The sequence below is a fragment of the Streptomyces sp. NPDC031479 genome (genome assembly GCF_055581065.1).
The window spans coordinates 42,166-57,232 of sequence record NZ_JBVIKC010000054.1; the positions used below are offsets into that span (position 1 = coordinate 42,166).

Sequence of the window (15,067 nt, forward strand, 5' to 3'; positions counted from 1 at the left end):
CCACCCAGGAGAACGCATGCGGCTCCACCACCGCGGAAGGGCCGCCGTCACGGCGGCCCTCCTCGCGCTCGCGCTCGGCGCGCCCGCCTACGGCATGAGCGCGACGGCGGCCCCGCCGCCCACCCCGTCCACCGCGACGCAGGACGAGGCCATCGTCCAGTACGAGATCCAGGGCCCGTCCACCGCCGCCGAACGCACCGCCCTGCTGAGCTCCGGCGTCTCGATCGACGAGGTGGACGCCCGCTCGGTCGTGGTCAGCGCCGACCCCGTGCAGGCCAAGGAACTGCGGGCCCGCGGCTACCGGCTCACCGCCCTGCCCGGCCCGCCGGACCGGGGCGAGCGCGGCACCAAGGCCAACCCGATGGACTTCCCGTCGGCGGACTCCAACTACCACAACTACGCCGAGGCGAACGCGGAGATCGACCAGCGGATCGCCCAGTACCCCGGGATCATGAGCAAGCAGGTCATCGGGAAGTCGTACGAGGGCCGCAACCTCTACGCCATCAAGATCAGCGACAACGTCGGCACCGACGAGGCCGAGCCCGAGGTCCTCTTCACCGCGCACCAGCACGCCCGCGAGCACCTCACGGTGGAGATGGCCCTCTACCTGCTCAAGGAGTTCGGATCCAAGTACGGCACCGAACCCCGGATCACCGACATGGTCAACAGCCGCGAGATCTGGATCGTCCCGGACCTCAACCCGGACGGCGGCGAGTACGACATCGCCACCGGCTCCTACCGTTCCTGGCGCAAGAACCGGCAGCCCAACAGCGGTTCCTCCGCCGTCGGCACCGACCTCAACCGCAACTGGGACTACAAGTGGGGCTGCTGCGGCGGCTCCAGCTCCAGCAAGGGCTCCGAGACCTACCGCGGCCCCGCCGCCGCCTCCGCCCCGGAGGTCAAGGTGGTCTCCGACTTCGTCCGCAGCCGCGTCGTCGGCGGCAAGCAGCAGATCAAGGCCGCCATCGACTTCCACACGTACAGCCAGCTGGTCCTGTGGCCCTTCGGCTGGACGTACAACGACACCGCGCCCGGCATGACCGCCGACGACCTCGCCGCCTACAAGAAGATCGGCACGGGCATGGCGGCCAGCAACGGCTACACGCCCGAGCAGTCGAGCGACCTGTACATCACCGACGGCACGATCGACGACTGGCTGTGGGGCAACCAGAAGGTCTTCGCCTACACCTTCGAGATGTACCCGTCCGAATCCGGCAGCGGCGGCGGCTTCTACCCGCCCGACGAGGTCATCGACCGCGAGACCTCGCGCAACAAGGAGGCCGTGCTCCAGCTCCTGGAGAACGCCGACTGCATGTACCGCTCGATCGGCAAGGAAGCCCAGTACTGCTCCTGAGCCCCGTACCGCTCCCGGCCCGGCCGGACGCCGCGCGCGGAACCCCGCGCGCGGGGGGCGCCCCACCGCCAGGGGGGCGCCCCGCCCGCCCCCTCAGCCCAGGACGGCGAGCGCGTCGATCTCGATCAGCAGCCCGGCCGGCAGCCCCACGTACACCGTGGTGCGGGCGGCCGGGGCCTCCTTGAGGCCCTGCTCCTCGAAGTAGGTGTTGTAGATCCCGTTCATCTCGGCGAAGTGGGCGGTGTCGGTCAGGTAGACGCGGATCATCATCACGTCGTCCCAGCCCGCGCCGCCCGCCTCCAGCACGGAGCGGACGTTCTCCAGCGTCTGCAGGGTCTGCTCGCGCAGCGTCGGCCCGGCCGGCGTCGGCGGCTGCCCCTCGACGTGCGGGAGGAAGCCGACCTGGCCGGCGACCTGGAGGATGTTGCCCTTGCGCACGCCGTGCGAGAACCTCGCGGGCGGCGCGGTGTGGGTGTCGGGGGTGATGGCGGTCTTCTCGCTCACGGAAGGTCCTCGTCTTCTGGCTCTCGGTGCGGCTCCGGCGCGGTGCCGGAGTACTCCCGGCTGATGATGTCGGCAGTCCGGCGCACCAGGGGCAACAGCTCCAGCAGTTCTCCGGCGCCGACCACCACTCCGGGCGCCGAGACCGACATCGCCGCGACCACCCTCCCGCCCGGCCCGCGCACCGGGGCGCCCACGCAGTTCAGGGCCTCCTCGTGCCCGCCCAGGTCGGCGGCCCAGCCCTGCTCCCGTACGAGGGCCAGCTCGGCGAGGAACGCCTGCGCGTCCGGGGTCGACCGGGAGGTGTAGCGCGGGTAGTCGATCCGCCCCGCGAGCGCACGCCGGTCGTCCTCCGGCAGGTCGGCCAGGAGCAGCTTGGCGACGGCGGCGACGGTGAGGGGGACGGGGCGGCCGATGCGCGAGTACATCCGGACCGGGTAGCGGCTGTCGACCTTGTCGACGTAGACCACCTCGTCGTCCTGGTGCAGGGCGAGGTGGACGGTGTGCCCGGTGAGCCGGTTCAGCTCGACCAGGTGGGGATGGGCGACGTCGCGGACGTCGAGGTTCTCGACGGCCTCGGCGGCCAGCGCGAACAGGCGGGCCCCCAGCCGGTAGCGGCCGTCCGGCTGCCGGTAGGCGAGGCCGTGCGCCTGGAGGGTGCGCAGCAGGCGCAGGGCGGTGCTCTTGTGCACGCCGAGTCCGTCGGCCACCTCGCCGAGGCCCGCCGGTCCCTTCGCGAGCGCGGGCAGGATCCGCAGCGCCCGCTCCACCGACTGGCTCATGCCACGCCCCTCGTCCCGTCCGCTCGCCCGCGGTCCGCGGGCCTGTCCGTACGCCGGTCCGTACGCCGGTCCGCCCCGCTGCCCGCCGGCCCCGCCGGCCCCTTCGGCCCGTTCGGCCCCTTCGGCCCGTTCCGGAACCGGGCGCCGTTGACCCGTCGTCATCCGGGATGTTAGACACCACAAGCACCACCCGCAACGCTCGTTGCGCATCACGCAACAGCACGAGGAGGCATCCGCATGGCCAGCGACGCAGTCCGACGGCTCGCCGACGAACCGGTCGACCACCGGTTCAAGGGGCTCCCCCCGGACGCCCAGAGCGCCGGCCTCACCGTCGGCGAACTCGCCGCCCAGGCCCGCGACCTGTACGACGGCGGATTCACCACCCCCGTCCTGACCCTGGACGCGGAGGCCCTGGAGCACAACCTCACCGCCCTCGGCGAGTACGCCCGCCGCCACGACCTCGCCTTCGCGCCGCACGGCAAGACCTGCATGGCCCCGCAGCTCTTCGAGCGCCAGCTCGAACACGGCGCCTGGGGCATCACCGCCGCCGTCCCCCACCAGGCCCGCGTCTACCGCGCCTTCGGCATCCGGCGGATCTTCCTCGCCAACGAGCTCGTCGACCCCGCCGCCCTGCACTGGGTGGCCGCCGAACTCGCCGCCGACCCCGACTTCCGCTTCGTCTGCTACGTCGACTCCGTCCGCGGCGTCCAGCTCATGGACCGCGCCCTCCAGGGCCGCGGCGCCGTCCTCGACGTGGTCGTCGAACTCGGCGCCGGCGAGGGCGCCCGCACCGGCGCCCGCACCGACGACGACTGCCGCGCCGTCGCCGACGCCGTCGCCGCGACCACCACCCTGCGCCTGACCGGCATCGCCGGCTACGAGGCCGAGGTGCCCGACGCCGACCCGGACTCCGTCCACGCCTACCTGCGCCGCCTCACCGGCCTCGCCGTCGAGTTCGACAAGGCCGGACGGTTCGCCCCCGACCTGGAGGAGATCGTCGTCAGCGCGGGCGGCTCCGCCTGGTTCGACGCCGTCGCCGACGTCTTCGCCGCGATCCCGGAGCTCTCCCGCCCCGTGCTGCGGCTGCTGCGCTCCGGTGCGTACGTCTCCCACGACCACGGCTGGTACACCCGGCTGACCCCCTTCAACCGGGTCCCCGAGGAGGGCGGACTGCGCCCCGCCTTCCGGCTGTGGACCCAGGTCGTCTCCCGCCCCTCCCCCACCCAGGCCTTCGTCAACGCCGGCAAGCGCGACATCGCCTACGACCTCGGCCTGCCCGACGCCGAACTGGTCCGCGACGCGCTCACCGGCGAGGAGCGGCCCGCCACCGGGATCCGCGTCGTCAAACTGTCCGACCAGCACGCCTGGCTGGAGACCGGTTCCGCCGACGACGTGCAGGTCGGCGACTGGGTGGCCCTCGGCATGTCGCACCCCTGCACCATCTTCGAGAAGTGGCCGCTGATCCCGCTGGTGCAGTCCGACGGCACCGTCACCGAATTCGTCCGCACCTTCTTCTGACCGTGGACCTCGTCATCCGCGGCGCCCTCGTCGCCGACGGCACCGGCGGGCCCTCCTACACCGCCGACGTCGCCGTCCACGAGGGGCGCATCGCCGGGATCGGCCGGATCCCGGGCGGCGGACGGCGCACGATCGACGCCCGGGGGCTGGTCCTGGCCCCCGGGTTCGTCGACATGCACGCCCACAGCGACCTCGCGCTGCTGCGCGACCCTGACCACAGCGCGAAGGCAGCCCAGGGCGTCACCCTCGAAGTCCTGGGCCAGGACGGGCTCTCGTACGCCCCCGCCGACGAGCGGACCCTCACCGGGGTGCGCACCGCCATCGCCGGCTGGAACGGCACCGGCGAGGACGTCGACTTCGACTGGCGCACCATCGGCGGCTACCTCGACCGTCTGGACCACGGCTTCGGCGGACGGGGCATCGCCGTGAACGCCGCCTACCTCGTCCCCCAGGGCACCGTCCGCGCGTACGCCCTCGGCTGGGACGACCGCCCCGCCACCCCCGCCGAACTCGACCGGATGCGCTCCCTCGTCGCCGAGGGGCTGGAGCAGGGCGCCGTCGGCCTGTCCTCCGGGCTCACCTACACCCCCGGCATGTACGCGTCCGGGTCCGAACTCACCGCACTGTGCCGGGTGGTGGCCCGCTACGGCGGCTACTACTGCCCGCACCACCGCTCGTACGGCCGCGGTGCCCTCGACGCCTACGCCGAGATGCTCGACCTGACCCGCGAGGCCGGATGCGCCCTCCACCTCGCCCACGCCACCATGAACTTCGGCGAGAACGAGGGCCGGGCCGGAGAACTGCTGGACCTCCTCGACACCGCCCTCGCCGGGGGCGCCGACCTCACGCTCGACAGCTACCCGTACACCCCCGGCTGCACCACCCTCGTCGCCCTGCTCCCCGGCTGGGCCAACGAGGGCGGCCCCGAGGCGGTCCTGGCCCGGCTGCGCGACGACGCCACCGCCGACCGGATCCGCCACGCCATGGAAGTGGAGGGCGCCGACGGCTGCCACGGGGTGCCCGTGGACTGGTCGACGATCGAGGTCTCCGGGACCGCCTCCGCGGCCCTCGCCGGCCACGTGGGCACCCGCCTGGACGGCTGGGACACCGCCCGGCGGCTCCTGCTGGCGGACCGGCTCGGCCCGACCGTCCTCCAGCACGTCGGCCACGAGGACAACGTCCGCACGATCATGCGCCACCGCGCCCACACCGGCGGCTCCGACGGCATCCTGCACGGCGCGAAGCCCCACCCCCGCGCGTACGGCACCTTCCCGCACTACCTCGGCCGCTACGTGCGCGAACTCGGCGTGCTCTCCCTGGAGGAATGCGTCGCCCACCTCTCCGGCCGCCCCGCGGCACGGCTGCGCCTGCCCGACCGGGGCCTGGTGCGCGAGGGGTTCCGGGCCGACCTGGTCCTCTTCGACCCGGAGACGGTCGCGGCCGGAGCCACCTTCGAGGCGCCGCGCGCCCTGCCGCACGGCATCCCGCACGTACTGATCGACGGCCTTCCCGTCATCCGCGACGGACGCCGTACGGACGTCCTGGCGGGCCGCTCCGTGCGCCGGACTCCCGTTCACCGACGGCCCATACGATGAACGCCATGGTCGCCGCCTTCGTCCTCCCCGCCCTCCTCTTCCTCGTGTTCTGCGTCAGCGTCTGGAAGGACCGCCGCCGCTTCCGCAACGCGGTCCTGCTCGGACTGACCTTCGTCTCCCTCTCGTTCGTCATGCTGCTCCAGCTGACGGCGCTGCCGCCGTGGGCCGCGCTGACCCTGTTCGCGCTCGTCTTCTTCGTGCCCGCGGTCGGCGTGGTGGCCCTCGGCGTCTTCCTGGTCCGCAACGGCATGACCATGGTCCGCAAGGAGGGCGGCCGGCCGGCCAACCTGCTGTCCCTGCTGGCGGGGCTCGGGATCTTCGCGATGATCGCCCTGCTGGTCACGGTCGCCTGGACCGGCTCCAGGACCCTCGCCGGCATCGCTGCGACCCTCACTCTGGTCGTCGGCTACGTCTCCTTCGTCTTCCTGTGCTTCTTCGGCTACGCCTTCCTCTACGGCCGCATCAAGGTCCGCGGCGACGTCGACCACGTGGTCATGCTGGGCTCCGGCCTGATCGGCGGCGAACGGGTGCCGCCCCTGCTGGCCTCGCGCCTGCGCAAGGGCCAGGAGATCTACGAGGCCCAGATCAGCCGGGGCAGCCGCCCGCCGGTGCTGCTCCCCTCGGGCGGCAAGGGCACCGACGAGAAGGTCGCCGAGGCGCGGGCGATGGCGGACTGGCTGATCGCCGAGGGGGTTCCGGCCGAGCACATCGTGCTGGAGGACCGGTCCACCACCACCGAGGAGAACATGCTGTTCTCCCGGCAGATCATGGAGGCGGCCGACCCGGGCTACCGGTGCGTGGTCGTCACCAACAACTTCCACGCCTTCCGCGCCGCGATGATGGCCCGCAAGGCCGGGGTCAACGGACAGGTGCTGGGCTCGCCGACGGCGCGGTACTTCCTGCCCAGCGCGACGCTGCGCGAGTTCGTCGCGGTGTTCTGGGAGCACAAGGCGGTCAACCTCTGGATCTGCGGAGTGCTGACCGCCCTCGGCGCCGTGGCCACCCTCACCGCCGCCGGATCCGGGGCCTGATCCGGGGCCCGGCCCGGGGCCTGATCCGGGGCCCGGCCCGGGGTCCCGTGCGGTGCCCCGCGCCCCGAGGTGCGTTCATGGGGCCGGGGCCGGAGTATGGGGGCCTGAGGGGGCACGAGGAGGCACCGATGGACAGTGAAGCGGACCAGCAGCCCACCCGGTCGGACCGGCTCTTCACGGGCGGGGAGCGACCGTACGACCCCGAGGACCTGGTGATGGCGACCGGGCAGGACGTGACACCGGAGCGGGTCGAGAAGGCGCGCCAACTGATGGAGAAGGAGGGGCCGCAGGTCATCGAGCGCTATCTGCCCTAGCGGCCGCTCGAAGGCACTGCCGACGGTCCGGCCCGGGGCCGCACCCCGGGCCGTGGTCCCCCGGTGACCCTCTGCGAAGCTGAGAGGCACGTTTCAGCACCGGAAGGAACCGGAACCGTCATGCCCCAGGTGAAGCTGACCACCAGCCTCGGCACCATCGTCATCGACCTCTACGAGGAGCTGGCCCCGGCATCGGTGGCCAACTTCCTCGGCTACGTGGAGAGCGGCCACTACGACGGCACCGTCTTCCACCGGGTGATCCCCGGCTTCATGAACCAGGGCGGCGGCTTCACCGCCGACATGCGGCAGAGGCCCACCGGGGAGCCGGTCCGCAACGAGGCGGACAACGGGCTGAAGAACACCCGGTACACGGTGGCGATGGCCCGGACCAGCGTCCCGCACTCCGCCACCTCGCAGTTCTTCGTCAACACCACCGACAACCCGGCCCTGGACCACACCGCCCCGACGCCCGCCGGGTACGGCTACGCGGTGTTCGGCGTGGTCACCGACGGCCGGGACGTGGTCGACTCCATCGCCGCCGTCCGCACCGGCCGGGCGGGCGGGCACGGAGACGTGCCGCTGGTCCCCGTCGTGATCGAGCGGGCGGCCGTGGTCGTACCGGGCTGACCGGCACGGGCGTCCGGCGGACCCGGCCACCCGCCTGCGCGGCCGGTGTGCCGCATCCAGAATCGACGGAGCTCGTTAGCCGTCCGGGGGCCGCGCCACGGAGGTCAGATGAACAGCGTCGCCGTCACCGTCGACTGGGACCACCCCACGGACCCGCACCCCGGACCGCGCCTGGACCACGTACGGACGTACGTCGCCAGCGGGGGCGCGGACGGCCACCTGTGGCACGGTGTCCCCACCCTGCTGCTCACCACCCTCGACCGGGCGACCGGCCGCACGGCCCGCACGCCGCTGATCTACGGGCGGGACGCCGGCCGCCACCTGGTCGTGGCCGTCGGCTCGGGCGGGCCGCGCCACCCCGCCTGGTACCGGAACCTCACCGCCCACCCGGAGGTCCGCCTCCAGGTGGGCGCAGACGTCTTCCCGGCCCGGGCGCGCACGGCGACGGCGCTGGAGCGGGAAACGTACTGGGAGGCCATGGCGGCCCTGTGGCCGCCGTTCGACGACTACCGGGAGGCGTCCCGGCCGCGGGAGGTCCCGCTGGTGATCATCGAGGCATGAGGCGCATGCTGGGGCGCTCGGTGGTGAACTTCACCGAGCGGACCTTCATGTCGTCGGTGGCGCGCTGCCCGTTCGGCCGCAGGACCGTCGTGGGGCTCTCCTCGTTGCAGTCGGCGCCGAGGTAGAGGACCACGTAGGCGTCCGTGGAGTTCTGCGGACCGTAGCCGGCCGGGGCCTCGTCGGAGGCGATGCCGGAGAGGTTGACACAGGTGTCGTTGGCCGGGTTGCTGAGTGCGGCCTCGTGAACCTGGCCGTCCTCCGCCTGGTACGTGTAGTGGAAGTCGCCCTCGGCGGCGAAGGCCGAGCCGGACATCGACAGGGTGATCGCGAGGGCGCCGAGGGTGGCGGCGACGGCGTTGCGGAGCTTCATGCGGGGAGTGATCCCTTCTCGAAGATCATCAAGTGGGACTGCGGGGCCGACGTTAGGAGGCCCCGCTCGTGGCGAATCGATTCGCCACGAGCCGCCGATCCGGCGTGTCCGGCACGATCACCCCTTCGGCCGTCGAGAGCGCTCCAGGGCGGACGACCCGTGCGGCCCGAACCCCCGGGCGATCAGCCACCCCGCGAACCCCAGCTCCCAGGCGAACACCGGGAGCGCGGCGAGGGAGCCGGGCACGGAGAGCTGGGCATAGAGCCCGAACATCACGGCGACGGCAGAAGCGCAGATCAGCGGCCCCCCGACCAGCCCGAGCAGGGCCAGCGGGCGGGGCACGAGCCGCGCGCGGTAGGCCAGGGACGCGAGCAGGACGGTGTTCATCCCGAGGGCGATGTTCGGCCCGAGCAGGAACGTCCAGTCGTGGACGGCCACCAGCGCGGCATCGGCCGCGGCACCGGCCGCGCCCCCGGACTCCCGCCGCAGGGTGACGAGCCCCAGCACCGCGACGATCCCGACGGCGATGAGGGCCGCCTCCAGCAGCCTCCCGCAGACGTACCCCAGCGCCACCCCCTCGCCGCGGCGCCGCAGCACGGGGAACAGCGCCGCCCCGGTACCGGTCACCGCCGCCACCAGAACCACCTCGCACAGGGCCCCGAGCAGCGCCCGCGTGTCGGCGCCCTGCGCGAGCCGGCCGTCCGCCGCGCCCAGCAGCGGGCGGTACAGGGCGGCCCCCGCGATCGCGGCGACCTCGGTCAGCAGGAACAGCGCCCCGGCGGCCACCGCGGTTCTCCGGTCCGGACTCATCATCGATCCCCCTCCTGGGTGTACGGCGTACACCTGCGGCCGACCATAGGTGTACGCCGTACACTCGTCAAGGCCGAACGAGGGAAGGGGCCCGGAATGACCCGGCAGGAAGCCACGCACCGCACCGCGCGACGAACGCCCCTCAACAGGGAGCGCGTCCTGCGGGCCGCCGTCGCGCTGGCCGACGGAACCGGCATCGACGCGCTCAGCATGCGCAGGCTCGCGCAGGAGCTCGACGTCGTACCGATGGCGCTCTACAAGCACGTGGCCAACAAGGAGGAACTGCTCGACGGCATGACCGACACCGTCGTCGGCGAGATCGACCCGCCGGGCGCGGGCCCCGACTGGCGGGAGATCGTCCGCGCCCGGATCCTCTCGGCCCGGCGGGTCCTGCTGCGCCACCCCTGGGCGGCCCGGGTCATCGAGTCACGGACCGGGCCGACCCCGGCGGTGCTGGACTACCTGGAGTCGATGGCCGGGACCTTCCGGGAGGGCGGCCTGTCCGCCGACCTCACGCACCACGTCATGCACGCCATGGGCAGCCGCCTGCTCGGCTTCAGCCAGGAACTGTTCACCACCTCGGGGCCGGCGGGGCCCGAGGGCGCCGAGGGCCCTGAGGGCCCCGTGGCGCCGTCCGGCCCCACGGGCGCGGGGCTGGCGGAGCGCTACCCGCGCATCGCGGAACTGGCCGCGGCGGCCGCACACGACGGGGACTCCACCGTCGGGGGCGGTTGCGACGACCAGTTCGAGTTCGAGTTCGCCCTGGACCTCCTCCTCGACGGCTTCGAGAGGCTGCGCGGCCAGGGCTGGACGTCGGCACGGTGAGCGCGGGTGCGGGCGGCGGGGAGCTGCTCTAGCGTCGAAGGGGGAGGGAGGAACCCTCGTATCCGCTCGTCTTCGCCCTTCCTCCGCGAATCCGGGACACCCGGTTCCGCGGCCGCGCGATTCCGGAGAGCAGGTGCCTTCCATGCGCACGTCGACCCGTATCGCCGGCGTCCTCACCGGCCTCACCCTCACGCTCGGCGGCGCCGCCCTGGCCGCCCCCGCCGCCCACGCGGACATCCCGGCCTGCACGGGCACGGTCGAGATGTCCGGCGTCGCGGTCACCGACACCGTCAAGGCGGCGTGCACCCGTGGCGTGGTCAACGACCTGGCGGGGTGCGTGAACGGGCTGACCGCGGCCGGCGTCGCCGGCGGCGCCGCGAACGGCGCCTGCCGACAGGCGGCCTACGAGCCGCGCTAGGCCGTCCGTCCCTTCAGATCGTGCCGGTCGGGCCCGCGTCGTCCGGTGCGTCGCCGACCCCGCGGGCCGAGGACGCGGCGCTCGTCGTCCTCGGCGTGCGCCGTGGTTGTGCCTTCTCAGGCCGGCCCTCTCAGGCCGGCTCCGAGCCCTCTTCGCCCAGCGGAGCGACCGGCACCGCCACCGCCGTGTAGGTCCGGCCGTCGACGACGTACTCCCCCAGCGGGATCATCCCGAAGGCGTCGACGTGGACCTTCCACGAAGATGCGTTCCCGGCTTCGATGAAGGCCACCAGCAGCCCGGCCCGCCCCACCGCCGCGTCGAGCGCCATCCCGAACAGCCCCCGGGCCACCCCGTGTCCGCGGAACGCGGCGTCGACCACGACCGGCCCGTACAGCAGCCACGGCACCTCGCCGAGCGGCCGCCCCTGCCAGTCCAGGCCGTCCTGCGCGTGCAGCAGCCCGAGCACCGCCGCCGGCGGGTCGCCCATGTCCCGGGCCACCGACAGCGCGAGCAGTCCGGCGAGCCGCCCCTGCCCGGCATCGGCGACCAACAGCTCCCGGTCCCGGGCCATTCCGCGCAGGGTCTCGACCCCGAAGGCCCCCTGCACGAAGCCCTGTTCGGCCCGCTGCTCCTCGGTCAGGGCGTCGTGGTGATTGGCCGCGAACAGCCCGGCCAGGGCCGGCGCGTCGGCTTCTACGGCATATCGGTAGCGCATGCCCCCGATGCTGCCACGGGGGTGCGGGTTCGGGTGTGGGTTCGAGGTGCGGGTTCGAGGTGCGGCTGAGGGTCAACTCCGGTCGTAGACCGTCACCTCCACGTCCCGGGCGCACAGGGCGTCGGTGATCAGCGGTTCGATACGGGACCACTTGCCGCCCGCGAGCCCGCAGCCTATCCGGGGCATGTGGACGCCGGCCCCCAACTCGACGGCGTGGTCGGCCAGGGTGGCGAGAGCGCGCGCGACGGCGTCGTAGCGGATCGGCGGGCCGCCGCTGCCGGTCCGGATCCCGCGCTGGCCGACCATGTTGGCCACCCACACGTCGGGCTGCACCCGCACCACCTGCACGGCCCCGAGCCCGAAGTCGTTCCCGCTCCTCCCCCGGTGCCAGGACCGGAACGCGGCCTCCGGCTCGGGCCAGCGTCGCGACACGGCGAGCACGAACCCCTTGCCCCACCCGCCGATGTCGTTGCACACGTGCGCGATCAGCTTCGGCCCCTTGGCCTGCGGACTCGTGGCGTCTCCGGCAATGATCCTGATCGGCTTCATGCCTCCACGCTAGGCGGCGGCACCGACAACCCTCACTGGATGCTCCAGCGGTGCGGGTGCCCGGGATCGGACGGGCAGGCGAAGACGTTGAGCTCGCCCTGCTCGGGATGCAGCACGCGGGGCTCCACCACGTACCCGGCGTCGAGCGGGCGCGGTGGCGCGGTCCGGGTCATGGGAGGGGCCTTGTGCAGAGCGGGGCCGGGGCGGCGGTGCGCCCTTGGTCCGGATCAGGGGAGGGCTGGGGGCAGCCAGCCCACCCCAAACGGCGATCAGACCGTCCGGCAGTGACTTCGGGACGGCAGGCGCGTCAGATCGCTACGCGCTTCTCCCGGCTTGGCGTCCGGCGGCCGTCCGGTGCCGGTGTGGTGGGCCGGGGCTCACGGAGCGAGGGCCTTCAGGAGGGCGCGCTCGCGCTCGGCGCTCAGGCCGGCCCGGCGCGGTCGGGCCAGGCCTGCTTCGCGCTCCCAGTTCAGGGTGTCCCTCAGCAGCTCGGCCCGGGGGCGGTGGCGCAGGCCGGCCGCGACCGCCGCTGCTCCGCTGCGCGCTCCGAAGCCGGCCCACTCCCGGTCGGGCATCCACATGGCCAGCGATTCCGGCCCCATGAACCGCTCCACGCCCTGCGCGAGCAGCCAGTCGGGGTCGGCCCCCACGACCGGCCCGGTGTGCCCGCCCACCTCCCGGGACAGGGCGACCCACTCGGCGAAGGGCACGACCGGGCCTACCGCGTCGTACGTGCCGGTCGTCCCCTTCTCGGCGCCGTCCAGCAGCCACGCCGCGAGGTCCCGGACGTCGATCGCCTGCGTCAGGAGGTCCGGGGAGTCCGGGACCAGCATGGGCGCCAGCGGGTCGCGGGCGGCGCGGGCCACCCAGTAGCCGGTGCGGCCGCTCCCGTCGCCGGGACCGGCGATCAGCCCGGCCCGCGCGATCAGCAGCCGATCCCCCACCGCGGCTGTGGAGGCCTTCTCGCAGGCCGCCTTCGCTTCCCCGTACACCTCGCGGCCGACCTCGGCCTGCTGGACCGCCGGAAGGAGCGCGGCCGACTCGTCCGCGCCCGGCCGCCCGTGCTCGGCGTACGCGCTGACCGACGACACGTACGACCAGTGCCGGGCGCGGCGGCCGAGGGCGGCCAGCGCGCCGCGCACGAAGCCGGGTTGCCAGGACACTTCGACCACGGCGTCCCAGTCACGGCCCGCCAGGGACTCGTACGCCGTGGGGTCGCGCCGGTCGGCGGCCACCAGACGCGCGCCCTCGGCCACCCCGCCGCTCTCCCCGCGGGCCAGGCAGGTCACCAGGTGCCCCCGTCCGTGTGCCTGCCGCGAGATCTCGCGGCCCACCCATGCCGTTCCGCCCAGTACCAAGATCTCCATCAGCCCACTGGACCACGGCCTGCGGGTCCGGGGCAGGCCCCTTCGCCCAGAGCGGAGCGCGCGTGGGGGTGTGGCGGGGTTCACGGTCTTGGGTCGTGGACGTGGATTGACGGAAAAGAGTCTTTAGGTAAGCCTTACCTTGCCTCGACGCGGCAGACAGTGCCGTGACCTTCCCCCGGAGTCAGCTCACATGTCGTCCCCCGCCGTCAGACTTCCCGCCCGTCCTGTCCGCCTGTTCGACTCGTGGTGGACGGTGGCGGCGGGCGCGGTGTGCGCGATGGTCGTGCTGACGGCCGGCCTGTGGTTCTCGCTCCACATACAGACCGACGAGACGCTGCATTCCGCCGCGCTCTTCGTGCACCTGGCCTCCCTCGTGCTCGGCTTCGGTGCGGTCCTGTCGGCCGACTACTACGGGCTCCTCTGGGCCACCGGGCGCTGCACCCTGACCGAGGTGGTCGGTGCGACCGCGCGGCTGCACGTACCCATCTGGGCCGGTCTCGGGGGCCTCGTGGCGAGCGGCATGATGCTGCACCCCGACGTGCACTCCCCGCTGACCCTCACGAAGCTCGGGCTGGTCGCCGTCCTCACCCTCAACGGACTCCAGGCGGGCCTGCTGGGCCGCCGGATGGAGGAAGTGACCTTGCCGGTCGGCGGTCGGCTCCTGCTGTGGGGCGGGGTGACCGCCCTCGTGTCGCAGGCGTGCTGGTGGGGCTCCGTGGTCATCGGCTTCCTCAACACCAACACCTGATTCAGCGCGGTGCGACCGCTTCCAGTTCGTCGACGGTGCCGGACATGATGACGCGGACGTGCTCGGTGATGTGCTCGGCGGGCCAGTCCCACCAGGCCACCCGCAGGAGGCGGGCGACGTCGGCATCGTCGTAGCGCGTGCGGACGAGGCGTGCGGGATTCCCGCCCACGATGCCGTAGTCGGGAACGTCGTCGACGACGACGGCGCCCGAGCCGATGATCGCCCCGTGACCGATGCGCACTCCGGGCATCACCATCGTGTCGTAGCCGAACCAGACGTCGTTGCCGACCACGGTGTCACCCCGGCCGGGCAGTCCGGTGAGCAGGTCGAAGTGCGCGGCCCAGGACCCGCCCATGATGGGGAACGGGAACGTGGAGGGACCGTCCATCCGGTGGTTGGCGCCGTTCATGATGAATCGGACCCCGGTCCCGAGGGCACAGAACTTCCCGATCACCAGCTTCTCCGGCCCGTAGTGGTAGAGCACGTTGCGGGTCTCGAAGGCGGTCGGATCGTCCGGATCGTCGTAGTACGAGTACTCCCCGACCTCGATCAGCCCGGACGTCACGAGCGGCTTGAGCAGCACCACGCGCGGCTGGTCGGGAAACGGGTGCAACACCGTCGGGTCCGCGGGCAATTGGTCCATGGTGAGCGCCACGTTAATTGACGCCCATGTCCAGCCCCAGACGGATCGCAGCCGCCATGCCGAGCGAAGCGCGTAGCGATCCGACGCGCCTGCCGTCCCGAAGGCACTGCCGGACGGTCTGATCGCTGTTTCGGGTGGGCTGGCTGCCCCCGGCCCGGGATCTGATGGATGTGGGCCCGTATCTCGGGTCTGGCCAGGCGGGGAGGGCTCGCACATCTCTGGCTGGCCCCCAGGCCCTCGGTTTCCTCCCGGCCGTTTCCCTGGGGGCTTCCCGACAGTCTTTGGCATTCCGGGGCGGGACGGTCGGTCAAGGGTGGCCGAAGGCCATCGCGAAGCGAC

At 72.9% G+C, this 15,067-nt stretch carries 19 protein-coding genes; 10 read left to right on the forward strand and 9 right to left on the reverse strand.

Annotated elements, in window-relative coordinates:
* The first annotated feature begins 16 nt into the window (after positions 1-16).
* Positions 17-1,354: a M14 family metallopeptidase gene (locus ACZ5D2_RS35730; RefSeq protein ID WP_371676910.1), complete on the forward strand. Its 1,338-nt coding sequence runs from the start codon at positions 17-19 to the stop codon at positions 1,352-1,354.
* Between the two features lie 93 nt (positions 1,355-1,447).
* Here ACZ5D2_RS35730 and ACZ5D2_RS35735 read toward each other — a convergent pair whose 3' ends face one another.
* Both ACZ5D2_RS35735 and ACZ5D2_RS35740 read right to left on the reverse strand, forming a co-directional pair.
* Positions 1,448-1,858 (reverse strand): RidA family protein, encoded by a 411-nt coding sequence (locus tag ACZ5D2_RS35735; protein ID WP_030226332.1) that lies wholly within the window; start codon positions 1,856-1,858, stop codon positions 1,448-1,450.
* Positions 1,855-2,637 (reverse strand): IclR family transcriptional regulator, encoded by a 783-nt coding sequence (locus ACZ5D2_RS35740; protein WP_371676911.1) that lies wholly within the window; start codon positions 2,635-2,637, stop codon positions 1,855-1,857. The genes ACZ5D2_RS35735 and ACZ5D2_RS35740 overlap by 4 nt, the downstream gene beginning before the upstream one ends.
* 237 nt (positions 2,638-2,874) lie before the next feature.
* On the opposite strand from ACZ5D2_RS35740, the gene ACZ5D2_RS35745 reads away from it, so the two are divergent.
* The 6 genes from ACZ5D2_RS35745 to ACZ5D2_RS35770 all read left to right on the forward strand — a co-directional run bounded on the left by ACZ5D2_RS35745 (position 2,875) and on the right by ACZ5D2_RS35770 (position 8,283).
* Positions 2,875-4,155, forward strand: coding sequence for an alanine racemase (locus tag ACZ5D2_RS35745; protein ID WP_371676912.1), 1,281 nt, complete (start codon positions 2,875-2,877; stop codon positions 4,153-4,155).
* A gap of 2 nt (positions 4,156-4,157) precedes the next feature.
* Positions 4,158-5,750, forward strand: coding sequence for an N-acyl-D-amino-acid deacylase family protein (locus ACZ5D2_RS35750; protein ID WP_468935308.1), 1,593 nt, complete (start codon positions 4,158-4,160; stop codon positions 5,748-5,750).
* Positions 5,747-6,781 (forward strand): YdcF family protein, encoded by a 1,035-nt coding sequence (locus tag ACZ5D2_RS35755; protein ID WP_468935311.1) that lies wholly within the window; start codon positions 5,747-5,749, stop codon positions 6,779-6,781. Before ACZ5D2_RS35750 ends, ACZ5D2_RS35755 begins: the two co-directional genes overlap by 4 nt.
* A gap of 128 nt (positions 6,782-6,909) precedes the next feature.
* Positions 6,910-7,095, forward strand: coding sequence for a hypothetical protein (locus ACZ5D2_RS35760; protein WP_030226344.1), 186 nt, complete (start codon positions 6,910-6,912; stop codon positions 7,093-7,095).
* 120 nt (positions 7,096-7,215) lie between these two features.
* Positions 7,216-7,722 carry a peptidylprolyl isomerase gene (locus ACZ5D2_RS35765; protein ID WP_371676915.1) on the forward strand — a complete coding sequence of 169 codons (507 nt, stop codon included), beginning with the start codon at positions 7,216-7,218 and terminating at the stop codon, positions 7,720-7,722.
* A gap of 108 nt (positions 7,723-7,830) precedes the next feature.
* Positions 7,831-8,283 carry a nitroreductase/quinone reductase family protein gene (locus ACZ5D2_RS35770; RefSeq protein ID WP_371676916.1) on the forward strand — a complete coding sequence of 151 codons (453 nt, stop codon included), beginning with the start codon at positions 7,831-7,833 and terminating at the stop codon, positions 8,281-8,283.
* On the opposite strand, the gene ACZ5D2_RS35775 is transcribed toward ACZ5D2_RS35770, so the two are convergent.
* Complete coding sequence (locus tag ACZ5D2_RS35775) at positions 8,270-8,653, reverse strand: hypothetical protein (RefSeq protein WP_371676917.1); 384 nt, start codon at positions 8,651-8,653, stop codon at positions 8,270-8,272. The genes ACZ5D2_RS35770 and ACZ5D2_RS35775 overlap by 14 nt on opposite strands.
* Before the next feature lie 117 nt (positions 8,654-8,770).
* On the reverse strand, positions 8,771-9,463 hold the full coding sequence (locus tag ACZ5D2_RS35780; protein WP_371676918.1) for a DUF4386 domain-containing protein: 693 nt from the start codon (positions 9,461-9,463) through the stop codon (positions 8,771-8,773).
* 96 nt (positions 9,464-9,559) lie between these two features.
* Here ACZ5D2_RS35780 and ACZ5D2_RS35785 point away from each other — a divergent pair, with 96 nt between their 5' ends.
* A complete protein-coding gene (locus ACZ5D2_RS35785) occupies positions 9,560-10,288 on the forward strand; it encodes a TetR/AcrR family transcriptional regulator (protein ID WP_371676919.1) in 729 nt (242 codons plus the stop codon).
* A 142-nt stretch (positions 10,289-10,430) separates the two neighbouring features.
* Positions 10,431-10,706: a hypothetical protein gene (locus ACZ5D2_RS35790; RefSeq protein ID WP_371676920.1), complete on the forward strand. Its 276-nt coding sequence runs from the start codon at positions 10,431-10,433 to the stop codon at positions 10,704-10,706.
* A gap of 130 nt (positions 10,707-10,836) precedes the next feature.
* Here the strand turns inward: ACZ5D2_RS35790 and ACZ5D2_RS35795 are convergent, their stop codons facing one another.
* From ACZ5D2_RS35795 to ACZ5D2_RS35810, 4 genes are all read right to left on the reverse strand, one after another.
* Entirely contained in the window at positions 10,837-11,421 is a 585-nt protein-coding gene (locus ACZ5D2_RS35795; RefSeq protein WP_371676921.1) for a GNAT family N-acetyltransferase, read from the reverse strand.
* A 72-nt stretch (positions 11,422-11,493) separates the two neighbouring features.
* The gene (locus ACZ5D2_RS35800; protein WP_468935319.1) at positions 11,494-11,970 is read right to left on the reverse strand and encodes a macro domain-containing protein; all 477 of its coding nucleotides are present in this window, start codon (positions 11,968-11,970) and stop codon (positions 11,494-11,496) included.
* 32 nt (positions 11,971-12,002) lie between these two features.
* Positions 12,003-12,143 carry a hypothetical protein gene (locus tag ACZ5D2_RS35805; protein WP_371676923.1) on the reverse strand — a complete coding sequence of 47 codons (141 nt, stop codon included), beginning with the start codon at positions 12,141-12,143 and terminating at the stop codon, positions 12,003-12,005.
* Positions 12,144-12,347: 204 nt separating this feature from the next.
* Positions 12,348-13,337, reverse strand: coding sequence for a Rossmann-fold NAD(P)-binding domain-containing protein (locus ACZ5D2_RS35810; RefSeq protein WP_468935322.1), 990 nt, complete (start codon positions 13,335-13,337; stop codon positions 12,348-12,350).
* 190 nt (positions 13,338-13,527) lie between these two features.
* On the opposite strand from ACZ5D2_RS35810, the gene ACZ5D2_RS35815 reads away from it, so the two are divergent.
* The gene (locus tag ACZ5D2_RS35815) at positions 13,528-14,085 is read left to right on the forward strand and encodes a hypothetical protein (RefSeq protein WP_468935325.1); all 558 of its coding nucleotides are present in this window, start codon (positions 13,528-13,530) and stop codon (positions 14,083-14,085) included.
* Position 14,086: 1 nt separating this feature from the next.
* Here the strand turns inward: ACZ5D2_RS35815 and ACZ5D2_RS35820 are convergent, their stop codons facing one another.
* Positions 14,087-14,728 (reverse strand): CatB-related O-acetyltransferase, encoded by a 642-nt coding sequence (locus tag ACZ5D2_RS35820; protein ID WP_371676926.1) that lies wholly within the window; start codon positions 14,726-14,728, stop codon positions 14,087-14,089.
* Positions 14,729-15,067 lie beyond the last annotated feature (339 nt).

Bases quoted from the DNA above. Each gene is read 5' to 3' on its own strand.
- ACZ5D2_RS35800 (WP_468935319.1), bottom strand. From the start codon at position 11,970: ATGAAGCCGATCAGGATCATTGCCGGAGACGCCACGAGTCCGCAGGCC.
- ACZ5D2_RS35790 (WP_371676920.1), top strand. From the start codon at position 10,431: ATGCGCACGTCGACCCGTATCGCCGGCGTCCTCACCGGCCTCACCCTC.
- ACZ5D2_RS35730 (WP_371676910.1), top strand. From the start codon at position 17: ATGCGGCTCCACCACCGCGGAAGGGCCGCCGTCACGGCGGCCCTCCTC.
- ACZ5D2_RS35815 (WP_468935325.1), top strand. From the start codon at position 13,528: ATGTCGTCCCCCGCCGTCAGACTTCCCGCCCGTCCTGTCCGCCTGTTC.
- ACZ5D2_RS35805 (WP_371676923.1), bottom strand. From the start codon at position 12,143: ATGACCCGGACCGCGCCACCGCGCCCGCTCGACGCCGGGTACGTGGTG.
- ACZ5D2_RS35775 (WP_371676917.1), bottom strand. From the start codon at position 8,653: ATGAAGCTCCGCAACGCCGTCGCCGCCACCCTCGGCGCCCTCGCGATC.
- ACZ5D2_RS35785 (WP_371676919.1), top strand. From the start codon at position 9,560: ATGACCCGGCAGGAAGCCACGCACCGCACCGCGCGACGAACGCCCCTC.
- ACZ5D2_RS35745 (WP_371676912.1), top strand. From the start codon at position 2,875: ATGGCCAGCGACGCAGTCCGACGGCTCGCCGACGAACCGGTCGACCAC.
- ACZ5D2_RS35760 (WP_030226344.1), top strand. From the start codon at position 6,910: ATGGACAGTGAAGCGGACCAGCAGCCCACCCGGTCGGACCGGCTCTTC.
- ACZ5D2_RS35810 (WP_468935322.1), bottom strand. From the start codon at position 13,337: ATGGAGATCTTGGTACTGGGCGGAACGGCATGGGTGGGCCGCGAGATC.
- ACZ5D2_RS35755 (WP_468935311.1), top strand. From the start codon at position 5,747: ATGAACGCCATGGTCGCCGCCTTCGTCCTCCCCGCCCTCCTCTTCCTC.
- ACZ5D2_RS35765 (WP_371676915.1), top strand. From the start codon at position 7,216: ATGCCCCAGGTGAAGCTGACCACCAGCCTCGGCACCATCGTCATCGAC.
- ACZ5D2_RS35780 (WP_371676918.1), bottom strand. From the start codon at position 9,463: ATGAGTCCGGACCGGAGAACCGCGGTGGCCGCCGGGGCGCTGTTCCTG.
- ACZ5D2_RS35740 (WP_371676911.1), bottom strand. From the start codon at position 2,637: ATGAGCCAGTCGGTGGAGCGGGCGCTGCGGATCCTGCCCGCGCTCGCG.
- ACZ5D2_RS35820 (WP_371676926.1), bottom strand. From the start codon at position 14,728: ATGGACCAATTGCCCGCGGACCCGACGGTGTTGCACCCGTTTCCCGAC.
- ACZ5D2_RS35795 (WP_371676921.1), bottom strand. From the start codon at position 11,421: ATGCGCTACCGATATGCCGTAGAAGCCGACGCGCCGGCCCTGGCCGGG.
- ACZ5D2_RS35770 (WP_371676916.1), top strand. From the start codon at position 7,831: ATGAACAGCGTCGCCGTCACCGTCGACTGGGACCACCCCACGGACCCG.